Source organism: Lysobacter changpingensis (assembly GCF_017308985.1).
GTDB lineage: Bacteria > Pseudomonadota > Gammaproteobacteria > Xanthomonadales > Xanthomonadaceae > Lysobacter_J > Lysobacter_J changpingensis.
This window is the reverse complement of record NZ_JADWPE010000002.1, coordinates 275,910-295,496: the sequence shown is the minus strand read 5'-3', so window position 1 is coordinate 295,496 and position 19,587 is coordinate 275,910. Positions and strand designations below refer to the sequence as shown.

The window sequence follows — 19,587 nt, the reverse complement described above, 5'->3', positions numbered from 1 at the left end:
CGGCCACATCGTTGCATCGCGTGTCCCGACCCCAACCCCTCTCCCGAGGGAGAGGGGCTCAATATCGGGTGCTCAAGCGTTCCGGCAAAACCACGCGTTCCCGCTAGCGATCAATTCGCCCAAGGCTTGGAAAGCGCCAGCTTCACCGCCCGCACCCCCGGCGTCGCGCGCAGGCGCGAGGGTAACTCCGCGTCGGCGCGGATCGACTGCGTGCCGTTGAGGTCGAGCGAGCCGGCGGCGCCGCGGCGCACCAGCAAATCCATCCGGATCGGCGTCGAGCCCGGGCGGAACGACGACAACAGCGCGTCCACGCGCTGCATCGTGCCCGGTTCGCGCAGGTCCAGGCGCAGCATCAGCCGTTGCGCGTGCTTCTCGCAGATCTGCTCGAAACTCCAGCAACGCGACGCGCGCAGTGCGAAGCCGCCGCTGAAGCTGTCCTCGCGCAGGCCGCCCTGGATCACCAGCAGGCGATCGCGCACCAGCAGCTGAGCGTACTCGCTGTAACTTTCATTGAAGAACGCGCATTCCAGACGACCGCGACCGTCCTCGATCTGCACGAACATCTGGCTGTCGCCCTTCTTGCGCAGGCCGACGACGAGTCCGGCGACGATCGTCTCGACTTCCTGGCGCCAGCCGCCGCGTTGTTCGGGGCGGTTTTCCCAGATCTTCTCCAGTGCGCTCAGGTCGTTGCCGATCAGCCCGCGCACTTCCTCGCGATACGGGTCGAACGGATGGCCGCTGAGATAATGGCCGAGCGTTTCGCGCTCGCCGTGCAGGATCTGCGTCAGCGGCCACTCGTCGGTTTCGGGCAGGTCCAGGTGCAGCGCGGGCGCGGCGGTTTCGAAACCGCCGAACAGCGACACCTGTCCGGCTTCGCGTTCCTTCGCGAGTTGGTCGGTCGCCTTCAGCACTTCCGGCAGCTGCAGCATGATGCTCGCGCGGTTCTTGCCGAGCTTGTCGAGCGCGCCCGCCTGCGTCAGCGCTTCCAGCGCACGACGATTGAGCTTGCCGCTGTCCACGCGCTTGCAGAAATCCAGCAGGTCGGCGAATTCGCCGGCGCGGCGCGCCTCGACGATCGCCTCGCACGCGCCGCGGCCGACGCCCTTCACCGCGCCCAGGCCGTAGCGGATCGTGGCGGCGTCCTTCGCCTCGAACATGTACGCCGACGCGTCCACGTCCGGCGGCAGCACGTTCAGGCCCATCACGCGGCATTCGTCGAGGAAGCTGGTGACCTTCTCGGTGTTGTCCATGTCGGACGACAGCACCGCGGCCATGAATTCGGCCGGGTAGTGCACCTTCAACCATGCGGTCTGGTAGGCGACCAGCGCGTACGCCGCCGAGTGCGACTTGTTGAAGCCGTACTCGGCGAACTTCTCCATCAGGTCGAAGATCGGCGAGGAGGTCTTCGGATCGATGCCGCGCTCCTTGCAGCCGGCCTCGAACTTGGCGCGCTCCTTCGCCATCTCCTCGGGCTTCTTCTTGCCCATCGCGCGACGCAGCATGTCGGCGCCGCCGAGCGTGTAGCCCGCCAGCACCTGCGCGATCTGCATCACCTGTTCCTGGTACACGATGACGCCGTAGGTCGGCGACAGCACCGGTTCCAGCAACGGATGCGGGTAGGTGACCTCGGTATGCCCGTGCTTGCGATCGACCCATTCGCGATCCATCCCCGAGCCCAGCGGGCCGGGGCGGAAGAGCGCGGCGAGCGCGATGATGTCCTCGAACGTGTCGGGCCTGGCGCGCTTGAGCAGTTCGCGCATGCCGCGCGATTCGAACTGGAACACCGCCACCGTGTCGCCGCGCGCGAACAGCTCGTAGCTCAGCTTGTCGTCGAGCGGCAGCGCGGTGATGTCGAACTGCGGCGTGGCGACGTTCTTGAACGTGTGGTTCATCGCCGGGCCGGCGTCGATGCCCTTCGCCGCGGCATCGGCCAGGCGCTTGTTGATCGCCTTCACCGCCCAGTCGATGATCGTCAGCGTGCGCAGGCCGAGGAAGTCGAACTTCACCAGGCCGACCGCTTCGACGTCGTCCTTGTCGAACTGCGTCACCGGGTTGCGACCGCGGCCCTCGCCGTCGTGTTCGGCGAACAGCGGGCAGAAGTCGGACAACGGGCTCGGCGCGATCACCACGCCGCCGGCGTGCTTGCCGGCGTTGCGCGTGAGGTCTTCCAGGCTGCGTGCCAGGTCCAACAGGTCGCGCACGTCTTCTTCGGCGTGGTAGCGCTGGATCAGGTCGGCCGAAGCGAGCGTGTTGTCGGACTTCGCCGCATCCGATTCGCCCAGCGCGTCGTCGAGCGAAATGCCGAGCGTGTTCGGGATCAGCTTGGCGATGCCGTCGACGAAGCCGTACGGGTGGCCGAGCACGCGGCCGGAGTCGCGCACCACCGCCTTCGCGGCCATGGTGCCGTAGGTGATGATCTGCGAGACGCGATCGCGCCCGTACTTGCGCGCGACGTAGTCGATGACTTCATCGCGCCGGTCCATGCAGAAGTCGATGTCGAAGTCGGGCATCGACACGCGTTCGGGGTTGAGGAACCGCTCGAACAGCAGGTCGTACGGCAGCGGGTCCAGGTCGGTGATGCCCAGCGCCCACGCGACCAGTGAACCGGCACCCGAACCACGGCCCGGACCGACCGGGATGTCGTGGTCCTTCGCCCAGTTGATGAAGTCCGCCACGATCAGGAAGTAGCCGGGGAACCCCATCTTGATGATGACGTCCAGCTCGATTTCCAGGCGCGCGTCGTAATCCTCGCGCGACTTGCCGGGCGCGAGCGGGTTCTTCTCCAGGCGCCGGGCGAGGCCGTCGCGCGCGCTGCCACGCAGCCAGCTCTCGATGGTGTGCTCGCTCGGCACCGGGAAGGCGGGCAGCGCGTATTCGCCGAGCTTCATCTCGACGTTGCAGCGCATCGCCAGCGAGAACGCGTTGTCGATCGCGTCGGGCACGTCGTGGAAGAGCGCCTGCATGTCCTGCGAGGACTTCAGGAACTGCTCGGCGCTGTAGTCCTTCGGCCGCTTGGGATCGTCGAGCACGCGGCCCGACGCGATGCACACGCGCGCTTCGTGCGCGTCGAAGCCTTCGGCGTCGATGAAGCGCACATCGTTGCTGGCGACGACCGGCATCGAGCGCGCGACGGCGGCGTGCAGCGCGAACGCGTTGAACGCGTCCTCGCCATCGCGGCCGGTGCGGGTGAGTTCCAGGTGCAGTCGTTCGCCGAACACGCCGCGCCAGTCCATCAGCCAGGCTTCGGCGAGTTCGTGGCGGTTGCCGATCGCGAGGCGTCCGGCAAGGCTCTGCCGTCCGGCCAGCGCGAACAGGCCGCCGTTGTCCTCGCGCAGCCATTCCGGGCGAAGCGCGACGCCATCGGTGCGATGGCCCTCCATCCACGCGCGCGTCAGCAGGCGCGAGAGCGTGAGGTAGCCGGCGCGATCGCGGCACAGCAGCGTCATGCGCGAGGCGGCTTCGTTGCCGTCGGCGAGGCCGACATCGGCGCCGATGATCGGCTTGATGCCGGCGCCTTCGGCGGCCTTGTAGAACTTGACCGCGGCGAAGAGGTTGTCGAGATCGGTCAGCGCGACCGCGGGCTGCGAAAGCGCGACGCAGCGCTTCACCAGCTCGCCGATCCGGATCGTCGAGTCGGCGAGCGAGTATTCGCTGTGGAGATGGAGGTGGACGAAGGGGACTGCGGACATGCTGACGGCAGGTTATCAGCACCGGCGCGTGCTGCGCAGACTTGCATTTGCGCGGGACCGGGGACCCGGGACGGGGACCGGGAACAATCAGGAGCGCCGCGCGCTTTTCGCCTTTCCACGAGTCCCGGGTTCCCGGTCCCCGGTCCGGCTTCATGAAACCCTGAACAACCCCCGCGGCAGATTCCACGGCGCGTAATGCTGCTCGCGCACCCACATCGCGTGCTGCCACAGCGCGACCTCGTCCAGGCGTTCGCGGACCCAGGCGGCGCGGCGTTCGTCGGCGCGGCCGGCGGGGTGGTGGGCGTAGCGGTAGGCGGTGAAGTCGCGGTAGTCCTCGGCTTCCTCGGCGAAGGCCGGCCAGGCCAGTTCGATCAGCAGCACGTCGTCGAGTTGGCCCAGCACCGGGATGCGGTCGGCGATCAGGTCGTCCTCGCGGTCGATGTACGCCAGCAGCTTGCCGATGCGCGCATGCGCGGCTTCGTCGGCGTCCCAGTCCTCGTCCTCGAGCAGGGCGCGCAGTTCCTGCACGCTCTGGAGGCGACTTTCGATCACCTCGCGCGCCTGTTCGGTCGGAAGCTTCAGCAGCCAGGCGGCGAGCTGCTGGAGACGGTCGGCGTTCACGCGCGGGGCGTCGGCGTGGATCTCGTGCAGGAGCTGGTCGAACTGGACGACGGCGGCGTCGGAAAGCGGAATCGCGCCGGCGTTCTCGCGCGCGCCCATGCCGCTGTACATGTGGTCGAAGGGCAGCGGCTGCGCGGTGGGAGTGGGATGGAACATGCGCATGGCACACCTCGCTCGCCGGCCAGGGCCGGACCCGCGCCGCGGCCGGCGACGTCGCGCGGGCCGTCCCGCCGCAGGGAAGGCGGGATGCAGGGCAATGATGCGCCTGATGGTGCGGTGCGGGGAACGGTGGTTTTCGCTTGATGTGCGTGTTTATCCGGGTGAATCCGTCTGATGCGTGGTGCGCAAGTGGTTGCCATCCATGGCGCGACGATGTGGGCTTCGGAAAGCCCCGCCCGGCCATCCATGGCCGGGCGTTCAGCGGGTCACGCGGCGGTGCGTCGCAGGCGACCTGCTTCACTCAATGCACCCGGAAGATCGGCGCCGCGACCGGCAGGAAGCTGGTTTCGCGGATGCGCTTCTCGTACTGGGCGAGCACGGCTTCCTCATAGCGGACCTCTTCCCAGTCGGCGCGCGAGAAGGCGAACGCCGACGGCGTGCGGTCGCGCCGGTGCGCCTGGTGGCTGCGCACGCGGACGTAGTCGAGGTAGTCGTCCACTTCCGCGGCCAGCTTCGGCCAGGCCGTCTCGACCACGATCGCGTCGTCCAGCCGGCCGACCTGCGGCAGCCAGTCGGGGATCAGGTCGTCGCGGCTGCGCGCGTAGCCGACGATGGCGGCGGCGGTATCGACCGCATCGTTCGCCGGCTGCCAGCGGCGATCGGCCAGGAGCTGCTCGACCGCGGCGATCCAGCGCAGGCGCTGGCGGATGCACGGCGGGGCCGCGTCGGTCCGGCCGGGGCGGGACAGTTCGCGACCGGCGGAGGCGAGCTGGTCGGTCTCCAGCGCGTGGCCACCGACGCGGGCCAGCAAGGTGTTGAAGCGATCCACTTCGGCCGGGCTGAGCTGGAAACCGTTGATCGAGCGGCGGCGGGTCGGGCCGTCGAACGGCGTCAGCAGGATCTTCGGGAGCGGGTTGGCGGTGGAGAACAGGGCGTTCATGGCGGGACTCCGGGGGAGGGTGGCACCGTTTTTTCCGGTGCGGGGTCAGGTTCCACCCCCGCCTCCCATGAGTCATGATGGCCGTGCACGCCTTTGCGCATCGTCCGCTCCGGATGATGAGGGAACCATGAGGTTTTCCCGATGACCCCCCACGGGAACGCAGGCCACGGCGGGCCGAACGGCGAACGGTATCGATTCGGCGACATCCTCGTCGATGCGGCCGCGCACACCCTGTCCCGCGCCGGCGCGCCGCAGACGGTCGAACCCAAGGCGTTCTCGGTGCTGCTGATCCTGTTGCGCCACGCCGGCGAACTGGTCGGCCGCGACGACCTGCTCGATCAGGTCTGGGGCCATCGCCACGTCACGCCGGGGGTGCTGACGCGGGTGATCGCGCAGCTGCGCCACGCCCTGGGCGATGACTCCCAGCACCCGCGCTACATCCAGACCCAGCACGCGCTGGGCTACCGCTTCATCGGCGACCTGCACGAGTCCGTCGCGCCCGTTCCAGCGGCCGAGCCGGAGGAGCACGAGGAGGTCGCCGTGCTCCGTCACGCGATGCCCGAGGCGGCGGCCGTCGCCGCCAACGAAGCGATCGCGCCGTTCGCCGCGCCCGTTCCGACCGCCGGCGCCGACTTCACCACCCGCCGCAAGACCTCCGACCAGCGACGCTGGTGGCTGGCTGTCGCCGCGTTGCTCGCGATCGCCGCCGCCGGCTACTGGTTCGGCCAGCGCGATACGGGCGTGCTGGCGCCCTCCGCCGCTTCGGTCGCGGTGCTGCCGTTCGCCAGCCTGGGCGAGCGGCAGGGCGGGGACTACTTCGCCGAGGGCCTGGGCGTGGAGATGATCGACGCCCTGGCCGGCGTGCCGGGGCTGAAGGTGGTGGCCGCGCCGAGTCCGGGCGGCCGGGGCGAGGTCGACGTGAAGCGACTCGGCGCGCAGCTCGGCGTGGCGACGGTGCTGGGCGCCAGCGTGCGCCGCGAGGGCTCGCGCGTGCGGATCAGCGCGCGTTTGTCCGATGCGCGCACGGGTTTCACGTTGTGGGCCCATAGTTACGATCGGGAAACCGGCGACGTGTTCGCACTGCAGAGCGACATCGCGAACGAAGTGGTGCAGGCGCTAGTCGGCGTGCTGCCGGCGGGCGAGATCGAGGCCGCGCGCCAGTCGTTGGCACGGCGTTTGACGCCGACCCGCAACGTCGCCGCCTACGACGCCTACCTCAAGGGCGAGCAGCGCATGCGCGAGCAGGCCGGCGGCGATGCGCGCGGCGCCGACAGCGCGATCAACTTCTACCGCGGCGCGCTGGCGATCGACCCGGGCTTCGCGCGCGCGCAGGCGGGCATCTGCCAGGCGGAAATCACCCGGTTCGAGGATGCGCGCGACAGCGCCGCGTTCGCGCGCGCGCAGTCCGCGTGTGAGCAGGCGTCGAAGATGGACCCCTCGCTGCGCGAGGTCAGCCTGGCGATGGGCGACCTCTACCGCACGCAGGGCAACGCGAAGGAAGCCATCGGCTACTACGAGCGCGCGGTGTCCGATCCGGCGCTGCGCGTGCACGCGTACCTGGGCCTGGCCGCGGTCGCGAGCACGCAGGGCCACGGCAAGCAGGCGATGGCGTACTTCGAACGCGCGCGCCAATGGGCGCCGCGCGATCCAAGGGTCGCGCAGAAGCGCGGCTACCACCTGATGGTCAACGGCGACCTGGCCGGCGCGATCGCGTCCTATCGCGAAGCGCTGGAATACGCGCCCGACAACCCGGACCTGTGGTCGAGCCTGGGCGGCCTGTACGCGATCAGCGGCGAGGCGCAGCAAGCGAGCCGGGCGTACGAACGTTCGCTGGAAATCAAACCGAGCTACGAGGCGCTGAACAACCTGGGTTCGCTGAAGTTCGAACAGGGCGCCTACGAGCAGGCCGCCGCGCTGTTCCGCCACGCGAGCGAGATCGATCCCGGCGACTTCCGCACCTGGGGCAATCTGGGCGATGCGCTGACCGCCAGCGGCAGCACGGCCGCGCAGACGCGCGCGCAGTACGAGCAGGCCGCGACGCTGGGCCGGCGCTATCTCGAACTCAAGTCCGACGACGCACAGAGCCTGGCGCTGGTGGCGTGGTACGCGGCCAATCTCGACCGCGCGGGCGAGGCGCGCGCGCTGCTGGGCAAGGCCGAATCGCTGGGAACCGAACGCGGCGAGGTCGCGCTGCTCGGCGCGCAGACGATGGCGCGTTTGGGCGATCCGGCCGCCGCACGCCGGCACATCGATTTCGCACGGAAGCACGGCATTCCGCAGCAGCGCATCGAGGCGTTGCCGCTGCTGCGATCGCTGACCGCGACGGTGGAGCCGTCATCCGAACGCGAACCCGGCGCGGCGCGGTAGCCGTCCGTCGATCCCCGCCCGTTCCCCCCGGGCGCCATCCCCAAGGAGAAGAACAATGAAAACGATCCCGTCAGCGCTGGCGGTCGCCGCCGTCGCTGCGCTCACGTTCGCGGCAGGGTGCAGCACCAGCTCGGCCATGCAGGCGTCCGTCAGCCCCGCCGCGCTGCCCGCGGACGACGGCGTGCTGTGTCCGGACCAGAAAGAGGGCAAGGGCGGCCCGACGGTCTACGTCGACGTGAAATACGCGGCCGACGGCACGCCTTCGGCCGAGCCGAACAAGTGCTTCATCGACAGCGGCACGATCGTGGTGTGGCGCGATCCACCGGACCGGACGACGATGTTCAATCTCGTCTTCAGCGAGAGGAGAACGGGAAGGAAGATCGCCAACCTGAGGTCGGCGAAGGCGACCACCCGCTACAAGCTCTCCAGCGAGATCACCGGCAATCCGGGCGACGAGATCAAGTACGGCATCCAGGCCAACGGCAAGACCGTCGATCCGGCCGTGATCATCAAGTAACCGCGCGTCAGGTAAGCGCGGCCAGCGGCAGTTCGTCGACGGTCGGCGGCGCGGCCTCGCCGCGGCAGGCCGCCTGCACCGGCGCGAAGCTGCGCCGGTGTTCCGGGCAGGGGCCGTGCTCGCGCAGCGCCGACAGGTGCACGGGCGTGCTGTAGCCCTTGTGCTGGTCGAAGCCGTACAGCGGGAAGCGCGCGTGCAGCGACTGCATGTAGCGGTCGCGCGCGACCTTGGCGAGGATCGACGCGGCCATGATCGAACGATCGCGCGCGTCGCCGTTCACCCACGCCTCGGCGGCGCACGGCAGGCCGCGCGGCAGCGCGTTGCCGTCGATGCGCACGACGTCGACGCGATGGTGCAGGCACGCGATGGAGCGGCTCATGCCGGCCATCGTCGCGTGGTAGATGTTGAGGCGGTCGATTTCCTCATGCGTGACGAACTCGATGTGCCAGGCGAGCGCGCGCTCGATGATGCGCTCGTACAGCACTTCGCGACGCTGCGCGGTGAGTTGCTTGGAATCGTCCAGCCCGTTGATCGGCGTGCGTCCCGGCGCGAAGACCACCGCCGCCACGACCACCGGCCCCGCGAGCGGGCCGCGTCCGGCTTCGTCCACGCCCGCCACGCGCAGCGTCGCGCCGTCGCGTGCGGCGAGTCCCAGTGCCATCTGCGGACCCGGCTGCGAGACGTCGTCATGCGACATGGCGCGCTCCGATCAGTTCGGCGACCGCATCGGCGGCGCGCGCGGACGCGTCCTGCCGCAGTTGTTCGTGCAGTTCGCGGAAACGCGGTTCGAGCGCGGCGCCGGCGGCGGGATCGCGCAGGAACGGCGCGATCGCGGCGACGAGCTTGTCCGGCGTGCAGTCGTGCTGCATCAGCTCGGGCACGAGCGGCTCGCCCGCGAGCACGTTCGGCAGCGAGTAGTGGTCGACCTTCAACAGGCCGAGCCCCTTCACCAGCGAATAGGTCAGCGGCGCGACCTTGTAGGCGACGACCATCGGCCGCTTGGCGAGCATGGCTTCCAGCGTGGCCGTGCCGGAGGCGAGCAGGATCGCGTCGCTGGCGATCATCAACGTGCGCGCCTGGCCGTCCAGCACCTGCAGCGATGCGCTCAGCGAGAGGCTGTCCGGATGCGCCGCCAGCACGCGCTGGAAGGCCGCGCGCGCATGCTCGTTCGCCATCGGCACCACGACCTGCAGCGCCGGATCCTGCGCGAGCAATTGCGAGGCGGCGGAAAGGAAATCGGGGCCGAGCCGCTCGATCTCGCCCACCCGCGAACCCGGCAGGAGCGCGAGCAAGGGGCGTGCCGCATCGAGGCCGAGCCGATGGCGGGCGGCGTCACGGTCGGGTTCCAGCGGCATCTCGTCGGCGAGCGGATGGCCGACGAAACGCGCGTCCACGCCGTGGCGTGCGTAGATCGCCGGTTCCATCGGGAACAGGCACAGCACGCGGTCGGCGGAGCGGCCGATCTTCCCGGCACGCTTCTCGCGCCACGCCCACACCGACGGACTCACGTAATGCACGGTGCGCAGGTCGCGTTCGCGCAGCCAGCGTTCGACGCCAAGGTTGAAGTCGGGGGCGTCGATGCCGATGAACACATCCGGTTTCCACGCCAGCAGGCGTTCGCGGAACTCGCGGCGCAGGCGCAGCAGGCGCGGCAGGTGGCGCAGCACTTCGGCCAGGCCCATCACCGCCAGTTCGGAGGCGTCGAACCAGCTGTCGAATCCGGCCGCGCGCATCTGGTCGCCGCCGATCCCCGCGAATTCGGCGTCGGGGAAGCGCTCGCGCAGTTCGGCGATCAGGCCCGCGCCGAGCAGATCGCCCGACGCTTCGCCCGCGCACAGGGCGATGCGGACGGGGCGGTCGACGGGAGCGGGAGATTCGGAGCGGTTCAAGGCGTTCGGACGATGGTGCGCGGCGGCGCCGCGATCACGTCGGGATGATAGCGGCTGTGGGCGCGATTGGCCTGAAGCGGCGTCGCGAACGAAGTCAGCCCCGGTAGCCCGGGTAAGCGGAGCGCACCCGGGACACGATCACTCCTCCAACCCGGATGCGCTTCGCTTATCCGGGCTACGAAACCGATCAGCGCAACAGCGGACGCTCGCTGCCCTCGATGAACGCCAGGAACGTCCGCGCGTCCTCGCTGCCCTGCGCCAGTTCCGCCAGCTTCGCCCGCGCGTCGTCCAGCGAACCGCCGGACATGTACACGGCGCGGTACGCGCGCTTGATCGCGCTGATGCGGTCGGCATCGAAACCGCGACGCTTCAGGCCTTCGCTGTTGATGCCGCGCGGCCGGCCGTAGCCGTCCTGCGCGACCATCAGGAACGGCGGCACGTCGCCGTTCACCAGCGCGCCCATGCCGACGAACGCATGCGCGCCGATGCGGCAGAACTGGTGCACGCCGGCGAAGCCGGACAGGATCACGTGGTCGCCGATGGTGACGTGGCCGGCGAGCGTGGCGTTGTTCGAGAACACGCAGTGGTTGCCGACCATGCAGTCGTGCGCGACGTGCGTGTAGGCGAGGAACCAGTTCTCGTGGCCGATGCGCGTGACGCCGCCGCCGGTGCCGGTGCCGCGGTTGATCGTGGTGAATTCGCGGAACAGGTTGCGGTCGCCGATTTCCAGCTCCACGCGTTCGCCACGGAATTTCTTGTCCTGCGGCTCGCCGCCGATCGCGCAGTGGCCGATGAAGCGGTTCTCGCGGCCGATGCGGGTCGGGCCGTGCACGCTGCAATGCGGGCCGAAGGTGGTGCCGTCGCCGACCTCGACCTCCGCGCCGATGTAGCAGAACGCGCCGACTTCCACGCCGTCGCCCAGGCGGGCACCGGCTTCGACGACGGCGCTGGGATGGATGCGCGGCGCGGTCATGGCCTCAGCCCTTCGCTTCGGCGCAGACGACTTCCGCGCAGGCGACCTGCTCGCCGTTGACGCTCGCGATGCCGGTGTAGATGGCGACGTTGCGGATCACGCGCTTGATCGACACTTCCAGGTCGAGGCGATCGCCCGGCACGACCATCTTGGAGAACTTCGCGTTGTCGATCTTCACCAGGTAGAACAGCCGGCCATCGGCGGTGGCGTTGTTCGACAGCTGCGTGAGCACGCCGCCGGCCTGCGCGAGCGCCTCGACCACCAGCACGCCCGGCATCACCGGGTGGCCGGGGAAATGGCCCTGGAAGAAGGGCTCGTTGCAGGTGACGTTCTTGTACGCCAGCACGCGCTTGTGCGGCTCGAACTCGACCACGCGATCCACCAGCAGGAACGGATAGCGGTGCGGCAGCAGCTTCTGGATCTCGGTGACGTCGAGCGGGAGTTGCACGTTGTGGCTCATGGAAAATCCTGGCAAGCGCATCCCGCGCGTAAGGGCCGCGCCTCGTGCGCGGCGTGTCCGGTGCCGGCGTCGGCCGGCCTTCGTGAAGACCGAATCGTACCGCGACTGGTGCGCCGACGCCCGGACTGCCGGGTACGGTCAGTCGGTTCCGCCGCGTCCGACGCGGCGGGCGAGGGCGTCGAGCTGCTTGAAGCGCGCGGCGTTCTTGCGCCAGCTGCGGTTGTCCATCAGCGGCGTGCCGGAGGAGTATTCGCCCGGCTCGCGGATCGAACTGGTGACCAGGCTCATCGCCGTGACGACGACCTTGTCGCAGATTTCCAGGTGGCCGACCACGCCGGCGCTGCCGCCGATGAGGCAGTAGCGGCCGATGCGCGCGCTGCCGGCCACGGCCGCGCAGCCGGCGATGGCCGTGTGCGCGCCGATGAAGACGTTGTGGCCGATCTGGATCTGGTTGTCGAGGCGGACGTCCTCTTCGAGCACGGTGTCCTCGATCGCGCCGCGGTCGATGCAGGTGTTGGCGCCGATCTCGCAGTCGTCGCCGATCACCACGCCGCCCAGCTGCGGCACGTTGAGCCAGCGTCCGGCTTCCATCGCCAGGCCGAAGCCCGCGGCGCCGAGCACCGCGCCGGGATGGATCACCACACGCTTCCCCAGCCGCACGCGTGCGACGAGCGTGACGCGTGCGATGAGTTCGCTGCCGGCACCGACGACGCAGTCCTCGCCGATCACGCTGCCGGGCCCGACGATCGCGCCGGCCTCCACGCGGCTGCGCGCGCCGATGCTGGCGAAGGGGCCCACGTGCGCGGACGGATCGACGCTCGCGGAGGCATCGATGACGGCCGACGGATGCACGCCGGCGTCGCGCACCGGGCGCGTTTCGAACAGGGCGGAGATCTTCGCGAACGCGGCGTAGGGATCGCGCGCGATCAGCGCGGTGCGATCAAGGCCGGCCGCGTCGTCCTCGCGCATGACCACGACGCCGGCCTGGCTCTGCGCCAGCTGGCCGCGGTACTTCGGATTGGCGAGGAACGCCAGCTGCGAGGCGCCGGCGCGCGCGAGCGTGCCGACACCGTCGACGCGGCGCGCGCCATCGCCGTGGAGGCGCAGGCCGAAGCGCTGCGCCAGTTCGTCTGCCGTGTACGCGACGGACGCCATCGGCGGCGCCGTCAGAACGTACCGCCGAAGGTGAACTGCAGGCGCTCCAGCTCGTCGCCTTCGCGCAGCAACGCGCCGTTCGGGGCGTACTCGGTCTCCTGCTTCTTGATCGGGAACGCGTAGCTGATCGAGATCGGTCCCATCGGCGAACGCCACATCAGCGCGATACCCGTCGACATGCGCAGCTCCCCGGCGTCGAAGGCGTCGTAGTCCTTGTAGACGTTGCCGACGTCGAAGAACGCGGAGACGCGCGCGGCCGGCGTGTCGAGCAGGGTCGGGAAGTACATTTCCAGCGAGCCCACGGTCTTGAACGCGCCGCCGATCGGCTGCTGGTAGTTCGGGTTGCCGGCCGGCGAGTCGCGCGGACCCAGCGTGTTGTCGGTGAAGCCGCGCACCGAGCGCACGCCACCGGCGTAGAAGTTCTCGAAGAACGGCAGGCCCGTCGCGGTGATCGTCCGGATGAAGTCGTCGTCGCCTTCCACGCAGCTGTAGTTGCCCGGCGTCCTGCAGAGATTGCGGGTCTTGTCGTTGCCGTAGCTGTCGCCGTAGCCCAGTTCGGCGCGCGTGTTGAGCACGAAGTGGCGCGACAGCGGCCAGAACTTGGAGATGTTGTAGTTGAGCTTGTAGTACTCGGCGGTCGAGCCGGGCAGCGTGGTTTCCAGCCACACGCGCTGCTGCATGCCGCGCGTCGGGGTCAGGTAGCTGTCCAGCGAGTTGCGGCCCCAGCCCACTTCCGCGCGCCAGGCGTGGAAGGTCTGCTGGTCCATCGCGAGGATGTAGTCGACGATGCTCTGCGGCGTGGATCCCGGGAAGACCAGGATCTCGTTGGTGTCGATGCCGAGCATCGCGGTGACCGTGTCGGTCTCGGTGATCGGCAGGCCGAACACCGCCTGCGCGGCGCCGCTGTTGGTCGAGTACTGGGCGGTGTTGAAGTCGGAGTAGTCGAGTTCGCGCCACCACAGGTTGTAGCCCAGCGACAGCCCGTTGTCCGTGAAGTACGGATTGCGGAACGAGAAGTCGTAGCGCTGCATGTAGTCGTTGCGCTGCGCCTGCACCGACACCTGGTTGCCGCTGCCCAGGAAGTTGGACTGCGACAGCTGGATCTGCGCGGTGAGGCCCGACAGCTGCGAGAAGCCCAGGCCGAACACGAAGCTGCCCGAGGTGGTTTCCTTGAGGTTGTAGACCACGTCGACCTGGTCGTTGGTGCCCGGCACCGGCACGGTCTCGACGTCGACGGTCTCGAAGTAGCCCAGCTGCTGCAGGCGGATCTTCGAGCGGTCGATCGCGGCCTGCGAGTACCACGAACCTTCGAACTGGCGCATCTCGCGACGGATCACTTCATCGCTGGTGCGGCTGTTGCCCTTGTAGGTGATGCGGCGCACGTTGACGCGCGGGCCCGGCACGACCTGCATGTTGATGCCGACGGTCTTGTCCTCGCGGTTGACGTCCGGGATCGGATTGACCTGCGCGAACGCGTAACCGACGTTGCTGAGCGTGTTGATGATCGCGTCGGAGCTGATCTCCAGCAGGCGGCGCGAGAAGATCTGGTCGGGCTTCACCAGCACCAGGCGCTCGATCTGCTCCTTCGGCAGGACCGTGTCGCCGGTGACCTGCACGCTGGCGATCTTGTACTGCTCGCCTTCGGTCACGCCGGCGGTGATGAACATGTCCTGGCGGTCCGGGCTGATCGCGACCTGCGTGGAGTCCACGCTGAAGTCGACGTAGCCGCGGTCCAGGTACCAGGAGTTGAGCTTTTCCAGGTCGCCGGAGAGCTTCTCGCGCGAGTACTGGTCGTCGCGGCGGTACCAGCTCAGCCAGTTGTGCTCCTTCGACTCCCAGGTGTCGAGGATGTCCTCGTCGCCGAACTTCTCGTTGCCGATCAGGTTGACGTGGCGGATCTTGGCCGCCTTGCCTTCCTTCACCGCGATGGTGATGTCGACGCGGTTGCGGTCCAGTCGCGAGACCGTCGGATTGATCTCGACGTTGTACTTGCCGCGGTTGTTGTACTGGCGCGTCAGTTCCTGCGTCACGCGGTCGAGCGCGAGGCGGTCGAAGGTGTCGCCTTCGGACAGGCCGGCTTCCTTGAGGCCCTTGAGCAGGTCCTCGGTCTTGATGTCCTTGTTGCCGGTCAGGGTGAGCTTGTTGATCGCCGGACGCTCGGTGACGGTGACGACGAGGATGTCGTCCTGGCGGCCGATGTTCACGTCCTCGAAGAAGCCCGTCCGGTACAACGCGCGGATCGCATCGCCGACGCGCGAGGCGTCGATGGTGTCGCCGCGCTCGATCGGCAGGTAGGTGAACACCGTACCGGCGGCGATGCGCTGCAGGCCGTCCACGCGGATGTCGCGAACGGTGAAGGAACCGATCGCCGTGGTCTGCGGCGAGCCTGCGAGCGCGAACGGATCGGCCGACTGCGCCAGCGCGGGCAGGGCGGTCGTGCCCATCGCCGCGATCAGGGCGAGGGCGAGCAGGCGGCGGGTCGGCGTTGGCGTCATTGATACGTCCGGTTGGGGGTCGTGGAGGCCCGGGTCCGGGCGTCGGGTCGAGGCGGAAGCGAGTCTGCGCAAGCAGGTGTCCGGCATCAGCGCACCAGGTTGTTCATGATGTCGTTGTAGAACGCCAGGCCCATCAGGCCGGCGATCAGCGCCAGGCCCACGTACTGCCCGGCGGCCATCGCTCGTTCGCTGACCGGGCTGCCTTTGACCAGCTCGATAAGGTAATACAGCAGGTGACCGCCGTCCAAGATCGGGATCGGCAGCAGGTTCAGGATGCCCAGGCTGAGCGAGAGCATCGCGAGCATCTGCAGGAACCACGCCGTGCCGTGCTGGGCCGACATGTTCGCTGCGCGCGCGATGGTGATCGGGCCGGCGACGGTGTTCTGCACCGACACGCGGCCGGTGAAGGCGCGGCCGATCATTGCGAACAATTCGTGCGCCTGGTGGACACTTTCGCGGAACGCGGCCGGGACCGCGGCGACGGGGCCGTAGCGCAGCACCGCGTCCTTGGCCGGTTCCGGCGGGCGCGCCGCGCCCACGCCGAGGCCCCAGTATTCCTGCCCGGTCTCCGGCTGCTTCATGCGCTGCGGGGTGATCTCCAGCGCGAGGCGGTCGCCCTTGCGCTCCACCTCGATCATCGCCGGGCCGTTGCGCGCGCCGAGCGTCTGCACGCGCGGGCCGATGTCGTCCCACGCGGCGATCGGCTGGCCGTCGATGGCGGTGATGCGGTCGCCTTCGGCGAGCACGCCCCAGGCGGGCGTCTGCGGCACGACGCGTCCCACGAGCGCCGGCACCAGCATGTGGCGCGGCGTCAGGCCGATGACCTCCACCGCGCGCCGCTCGTCGAACGTGGCGGGCAGGTCGGACAGGGGCAACTGGCGCGTGGCCTCGTCGCCGGCGGCGGTACGCACGCGGACCTTCGTGTCGGCGTGGTCGAGCGCGGCGGGGATCAGCGCCAGCACCGCCTCGCTCCAGGTCGGCGTGTCGCGTTCGCCCACGGCGAGGATCGTGTCGCCCTGGCGCAGGCCGGCGGAGGCGGCGATGCCCGTGGCGTGGCCGACGACCGGCGCGTAGTCGGCGCGGCCGACCACGAACATCGCCCAGAACAGCGCCACGCACAGGATCAGGTTCGCGATCGGGCCGGCGATGACGATCGCAATGCGCTTCCACACCGATTGCCGGTTGAACGCCTGCGCAAGCAGCGCGGCCGGCACGGTGGACTCGCGCTCGTCGAGCATCTTGACGTAGCCGCCGAGCGGGATCGCGGCGATCACGTACTCGGTTCCGTCCTTGCCGCGGCGCATCCACAGCGGCTTGCCGAAGCCGACCGAGAAGCGCAGCACCTTGACCCCGCAGCGGCGCGCCACCCAGTAATGGCCGAACTCGTGGAACGTGACCAGCACGCCGAGGGCGACGATCAACCACCAGATGGAGCCGAGGAACTCACTCATGACGATGCGGGCTCAGGCGGGCGGTGATCATGCACGGGCGGCGACGGCCTGCGCGGCGTGGCGTCGTGCCTGGGCATCGGCATCGCGCAGGGCCGCCAGCGACGTCGCCGGGGTGGAAGGAAGCGCGGCGAGGGTGTCCTCGACCAGCGCGGGTATCGCTAGGAAACCGATGCGGCGCTGAAGAAACGCTGAAACCGCGACTTCGTTGGCGGCGTTCAGGACGGCCGGCGCGGTGCCGCCCGCCGACAACGCCTCGAACGCCAGGCGAAGGCAGGGGAAGGCGTCCAGGTCCGGCGGTTCGAAATCGAGCCGGCCGTGCGCCAGCATGTCCAGCCCGGACACGCCGGACTCGATGCGTTCGGGCCAGCCGAAGCCCACGGCGATCGCCGTGCGCATGTCCGGCAGGCCGAGCTGGGCGAGGGTGGAACCGTCGACGAATTCCACCAGCGAATGCACCAGACTCTGCGGATGCACCAGCACCTGGATGCGGCCGCCGTCGACGCCGAACAGGTGGTGCGCCTCGATGACCTCCAGGCCCTTGTTCATCAGCGTGGCCGAATCGACCGAGATCTTCGGCCCCATCGACCACTTCGGATGGGCGACGGCCTGCTCGGGCGTCACATCGCCCAGCGTCTCGCGACGGCGACCGCGGAACGGCCCGCCCGAAGCGGTGAGCAGGATGCGTCGCAGGCCCGCGTGCGCGTGCGCGTCGGGCAGGCACTGGAAGATCGCGTTGTGCTCGCTGTCCACCGGCACGATGGTCGCGCCGCCGGCGTGCGCGGCCTGCATCAGCAGTTCGCCGGCGAGCACGAGGGATTCCTTGTTCGCCAGCAGGATGCGCTTGCCCGCGCGCGCGGCCGCGAGCGTGGACGGCAGCCCGGCCGCGCCGACGATGGCCGCGACCACGATGTCGCAGGCATCCCCGGCGACGAGCTGCTGCAGCACGTCGTCGCCGCAATGCGGCTGCGTCGGCAGTTCCGCATCGCGCAGGCCGTCGCGCAGCGCGGCGAAGCAGGCCTCGTCGGCGATCACGGCGTGCTCGGGACGATGGCGGCGGCACAGTTCGACCAGCGCGCCTGCATTGCTGCCGGCGGCCAGCACCGTGGCGCGCAGGCGCTGCGGATGGCGCGCGATCACGTCCAGCGCGGACGTGCCGATCGAGCCGGTGGCTCCAAGGACGGCGACGCGACGCATGTCAGTTCACGCTCATGTGCAGGGCACGTTTCATCGCAGGCCGATCATCAGAAACCGAACATGGCCTTGCCCACGGCGAACACCGGCAACGCCGCGAGCACGCCGTCGATGCGGTCCAGGATGCCGCCGTGGCCGGGGATCAGGTTGCCCGAGTCCTTCACGCCGGCGTGCCGCTTGAGCAGGCTCTCGAACAGGTCGCCGATCACCGAGAACAGCACCGCCACCAGCGCCACCAGCGCGACGGCTGGCAGCTGGTTCGGCGAAGCGCCGGCGATCAGCGCGAACGCGATGCCCACCGCGATGCCGGCGACCACGCCGCCGAGCAGTCCTTCCAGTGTCTTGTTCGGGCTGATCCGCGGCGCGAGTTTGCGGTCGCCGAACAGCTTGCCGCCGAGCTTGCGGCCGGCGAAGTAGGCGCCGCTGTCGGCGGCCCAGACGATCGCCAGCGCGGTGAGCAGCCAGCGGTGGCCGGCGGGTTCGCTGGCGTGGATCCAGGCCAGCGCGCACCACGCGGGAATCACGCTCAGCGCGCCGGCGGCGAGCTTGAAGACACGCGCGTAGGTGTCGTGGTCGCTGGCGAACCCGTACCGCCCCAGCCACGCGAGCGCGAGGAGCCACCACACCACGCCGATCACGCAGGCGAGCTGGAACAGCACCATGCTGTAGCCGGTGCTCGAACGCGACGCCCACACGATGGCGACCATCACCGCCAGGTTGGCCACCAGCAGCACGGTGCGGGCGAGGGTGTCGTCGATCTCGGCCAGGTCGAACCACTCCCACAGTCCGGCCAGGAACAGCACCGCCGCCACCGCGACCATCCAGGGGGTGGGCAGCAGCAGGATCGCGGCGATCGCGACCGGCGCCATCACCAGTGCGGCGAGCAGGCGGGTTCGGGTCATTCGGAAATCTCGTTGGTCGGGGCCGGCGCGACCTGCGCGCCAGTGAGGCCGAAGCGGCGCTGGCGGCCGGAATAGTCGTCCAGGGCGCGTTGCAGTGTGGCCGCATCCAATTCGGGCCACAACAGGTCCGTGAACCACAGCTCGGTGTATGCCAGCTGCCAGAGCAGGAAGTTGCTGACGCGCGTCTCGCCGCCGGTGCGGATGAACAGATCCGGCGGCGGGAGTTCGGCCAGCGACATGCGCGAGGCGAGCGCGCGTTCGTCGATCTCGTCCGGATCCAGGTGGCCGGCGGCGACGTCGCGCGCGAGCGAGCGCGCGGCCTGTGCGATGTCCCAGCGACCGCCGTAGCTGGCGGCGATGGTCAGGTGCAGGCGAGTGTTGGCGCGCGTGCGGTCCTCGGCGGCGCCCATCTGGTTGCGGATCGCTTCGCTGAAGCGTTCGCGTTCGCCGATGAAGCGCACGCGCACGCCGCGACGGTCGAGTTCGTCGACCTCGCGCTCCAGCGCGCCGAGGAACAGCTTCATCAACGCGCCGACCTCATCCTCGGGGCGGCCCCAGTTCTCGCTGGAGAACGCGAACAGGGTGAGCGCCTCGATGCCGCGTTCGAGGCAGAAGTCGATGCACACGTTGACCGCGCGCGCGCCGGCGCGGTGGCCGATCGCGCGCGGGCGACGACGACGCTCCGCCCAGCGGCCATTGCCGTCCATGATGACGGCGAGGTGGCGCGGGACGCGTGCGTCTGCGGTGGCGGGTTCGGATGACATGGCGCGACGGGGTC

At 69.4% G+C, this 19,587-nt stretch carries 15 protein-coding genes; 2 read left to right on the top strand and 13 right to left on the bottom strand.

All coding sequences use genetic code 11. From position 1 onward, the window contains the following. Positions 1-110: 110 nt before the first annotated feature. The 3 genes from dnaE to I4U41_RS02950 all read right to left on the bottom strand — a co-directional run bounded on the left by dnaE (position 111) and on the right by I4U41_RS02950 (position 5,409). On the bottom strand, positions 111-3,689 hold the full coding sequence (gene dnaE, locus I4U41_RS02960; RefSeq protein WP_206859639.1) for a DNA polymerase III subunit alpha: 3,579 nt from the start codon (positions 3,687-3,689) through the stop codon (positions 111-113). Positions 3,690-3,839: 150 nt separating this feature from the next. After that, positions 3,840-4,466: a YkvA family protein gene (locus I4U41_RS02955; protein ID WP_206859638.1), complete on the bottom strand. Its 627-nt coding sequence runs from the start codon at positions 4,464-4,466 to the stop codon at positions 3,840-3,842. Positions 4,467-4,770: 304 nt separating this feature from the next. Beyond that, positions 4,771-5,409, bottom strand: a complete 639-nt coding sequence (locus I4U41_RS02950) for a DUF1232 domain-containing protein (protein ID WP_206859636.1) — start codon at positions 5,407-5,409, stop codon at positions 4,771-4,773. A gap of 141 nt (positions 5,410-5,550) precedes the next feature. Between I4U41_RS02950 and I4U41_RS02945 the strand changes: the two genes are divergently transcribed. Continuing rightward, positions 5,551-7,776 carry a tetratricopeptide repeat protein gene (locus I4U41_RS02945; protein ID WP_206859634.1) on the top strand — a complete coding sequence of 742 codons (2,226 nt, stop codon included), beginning with the start codon at positions 5,551-5,553 and terminating at the stop codon, positions 7,774-7,776. Positions 7,777-7,831: 55 nt separating this feature from the next. Then, a complete protein-coding gene (locus I4U41_RS02940) occupies positions 7,832-8,293 on the top strand; it encodes a hypothetical protein (protein WP_206859632.1) in 462 nt (153 codons plus the stop codon). Positions 8,294-8,300: 7 nt separating this feature from the next. On the opposite strand, the gene I4U41_RS02935 is transcribed toward I4U41_RS02940, so the two are convergent. The 10 genes from I4U41_RS02935 to uppS form a co-directional block, all read right to left on the bottom strand. Beyond that, positions 8,301-8,954: a ribonuclease HII gene (locus tag I4U41_RS02935; RefSeq protein ID WP_206860384.1), complete on the bottom strand. Its 654-nt coding sequence runs from the start codon at positions 8,952-8,954 to the stop codon at positions 8,301-8,303. 25 nt (positions 8,955-8,979) lie between these two features. Beyond that, positions 8,980-10,182 carry a lipid-A-disaccharide synthase gene (lpxB, locus tag I4U41_RS02930; RefSeq protein WP_206859630.1) on the bottom strand — a complete coding sequence of 401 codons (1,203 nt, stop codon included), beginning with the start codon at positions 10,180-10,182 and terminating at the stop codon, positions 8,980-8,982. 187 nt (positions 10,183-10,369) lie between these two features. After that, complete coding sequence (gene lpxA / locus I4U41_RS02925; RefSeq protein WP_206859628.1) at positions 10,370-11,155, bottom strand: acyl-ACP--UDP-N-acetylglucosamine O-acyltransferase; 786 nt, start codon at positions 11,153-11,155, stop codon at positions 10,370-10,372. A gap of 4 nt (positions 11,156-11,159) precedes the next feature. Beyond that, positions 11,160-11,615 (bottom strand): 3-hydroxyacyl-ACP dehydratase FabZ, encoded by a 456-nt coding sequence (gene fabZ / locus I4U41_RS02920; RefSeq protein ID WP_206859627.1) that lies wholly within the window; start codon positions 11,613-11,615, stop codon positions 11,160-11,162. Between the two features lie 138 nt (positions 11,616-11,753). After that, positions 11,754-12,770, bottom strand: coding sequence for a UDP-3-O-(3-hydroxymyristoyl)glucosamine N-acyltransferase (gene lpxD, locus I4U41_RS02915; RefSeq protein WP_206859624.1), 1,017 nt, complete (start codon positions 12,768-12,770; stop codon positions 11,754-11,756). An 11-nt stretch (positions 12,771-12,781) separates the two neighbouring features. After that, positions 12,782-15,265 carry an outer membrane protein assembly factor BamA gene (gene bamA, locus I4U41_RS02910; protein ID WP_206859622.1) on the bottom strand — a complete coding sequence of 828 codons (2,484 nt, stop codon included), beginning with the start codon at positions 15,263-15,265 and terminating at the stop codon, positions 12,782-12,784. Between the two features lie 86 nt (positions 15,266-15,351). Next, the gene (gene rseP / locus I4U41_RS02905; protein ID WP_206859620.1) at positions 15,352-16,716 is read right to left on the bottom strand and encodes an RIP metalloprotease RseP; all 1,365 of its coding nucleotides are present in this window, start codon (positions 16,714-16,716) and stop codon (positions 15,352-15,354) included. 27 nt (positions 16,717-16,743) lie between these two features. After that, a complete protein-coding gene (locus tag I4U41_RS02900; protein WP_206859616.1) occupies positions 16,744-17,910 on the bottom strand; it encodes a 1-deoxy-D-xylulose-5-phosphate reductoisomerase in 1,167 nt (388 codons plus the stop codon). A gap of 47 nt (positions 17,911-17,957) precedes the next feature. Continuing rightward, positions 17,958-18,809 carry a phosphatidate cytidylyltransferase gene (locus I4U41_RS02895; RefSeq protein ID WP_206859613.1) on the bottom strand — a complete coding sequence of 284 codons (852 nt, stop codon included), beginning with the start codon at positions 18,807-18,809 and terminating at the stop codon, positions 17,958-17,960. Beyond that, positions 18,806-19,573 (bottom strand): polyprenyl diphosphate synthase, encoded by a 768-nt coding sequence (uppS, locus tag I4U41_RS02890; protein WP_206859612.1) that lies wholly within the window; start codon positions 19,571-19,573, stop codon positions 18,806-18,808. The genes I4U41_RS02895 and uppS overlap by 4 nt, the downstream gene beginning before the upstream one ends. Between the last annotated feature and the right edge of the window lie 14 nt (positions 19,574-19,587).

Bases quoted from the DNA above. Each gene is read 5' to 3' on its own strand.
- dnaE (WP_206859639.1), bottom strand. From the start codon at position 3,689: ATGTCCGCAGTCCCCTTCGTCCACCTCCATCTCCACAGCGAATACTCG.
- I4U41_RS02955 (WP_206859638.1), bottom strand. From the start codon at position 4,466: ATGTTCCATCCCACTCCCACCGCGCAGCCGCTGCCCTTCGACCACATG.
- I4U41_RS02950 (WP_206859636.1), bottom strand. From the start codon at position 5,409: ATGAACGCCCTGTTCTCCACCGCCAACCCGCTCCCGAAGATCCTGCTG.
- I4U41_RS02945 (WP_206859634.1), top strand. From the start codon at position 5,551: ATGACCCCCCACGGGAACGCAGGCCACGGCGGGCCGAACGGCGAACGG.
- I4U41_RS02940 (WP_206859632.1), top strand. From the start codon at position 7,832: ATGAAAACGATCCCGTCAGCGCTGGCGGTCGCCGCCGTCGCTGCGCTC.
- I4U41_RS02935 (WP_206860384.1), bottom strand. From the start codon at position 8,954: ATGGCACTGGGACTCGCCGCACGCGACGGCGCGACGCTGCGCGTGGCG.
- lpxA (WP_206859628.1), bottom strand. From the start codon at position 11,155: ATGACCGCGCCGCGCATCCATCCCAGCGCCGTCGTCGAAGCCGGTGCC.
- fabZ (WP_206859627.1), bottom strand. From the start codon at position 11,615: ATGAGCCACAACGTGCAACTCCCGCTCGACGTCACCGAGATCCAGAAG.
- lpxD (WP_206859624.1), bottom strand. From the start codon at position 12,770: ATGGCGTCCGTCGCGTACACGGCAGACGAACTGGCGCAGCGCTTCGGC.
- bamA (WP_206859622.1), bottom strand. From the start codon at position 15,265: ATGACGCCAACGCCGACCCGCCGCCTGCTCGCCCTCGCCCTGATCGCG.
- rseP (WP_206859620.1), bottom strand. From the start codon at position 16,716: ATGAGTGAGTTCCTCGGCTCCATCTGGTGGTTGATCGTCGCCCTCGGC.
- I4U41_RS02900 (WP_206859616.1), bottom strand. From the start codon at position 17,910: ATGCGTCGCGTCGCCGTCCTTGGAGCCACCGGCTCGATCGGCACGTCC.
- I4U41_RS02895 (WP_206859613.1), bottom strand. From the start codon at position 18,809: ATGACCCGAACCCGCCTGCTCGCCGCACTGGTGATGGCGCCGGTCGCG.
- uppS (WP_206859612.1), bottom strand. From the start codon at position 19,573: ATGTCATCCGAACCCGCCACCGCAGACGCACGCGTCCCGCGCCACCTC.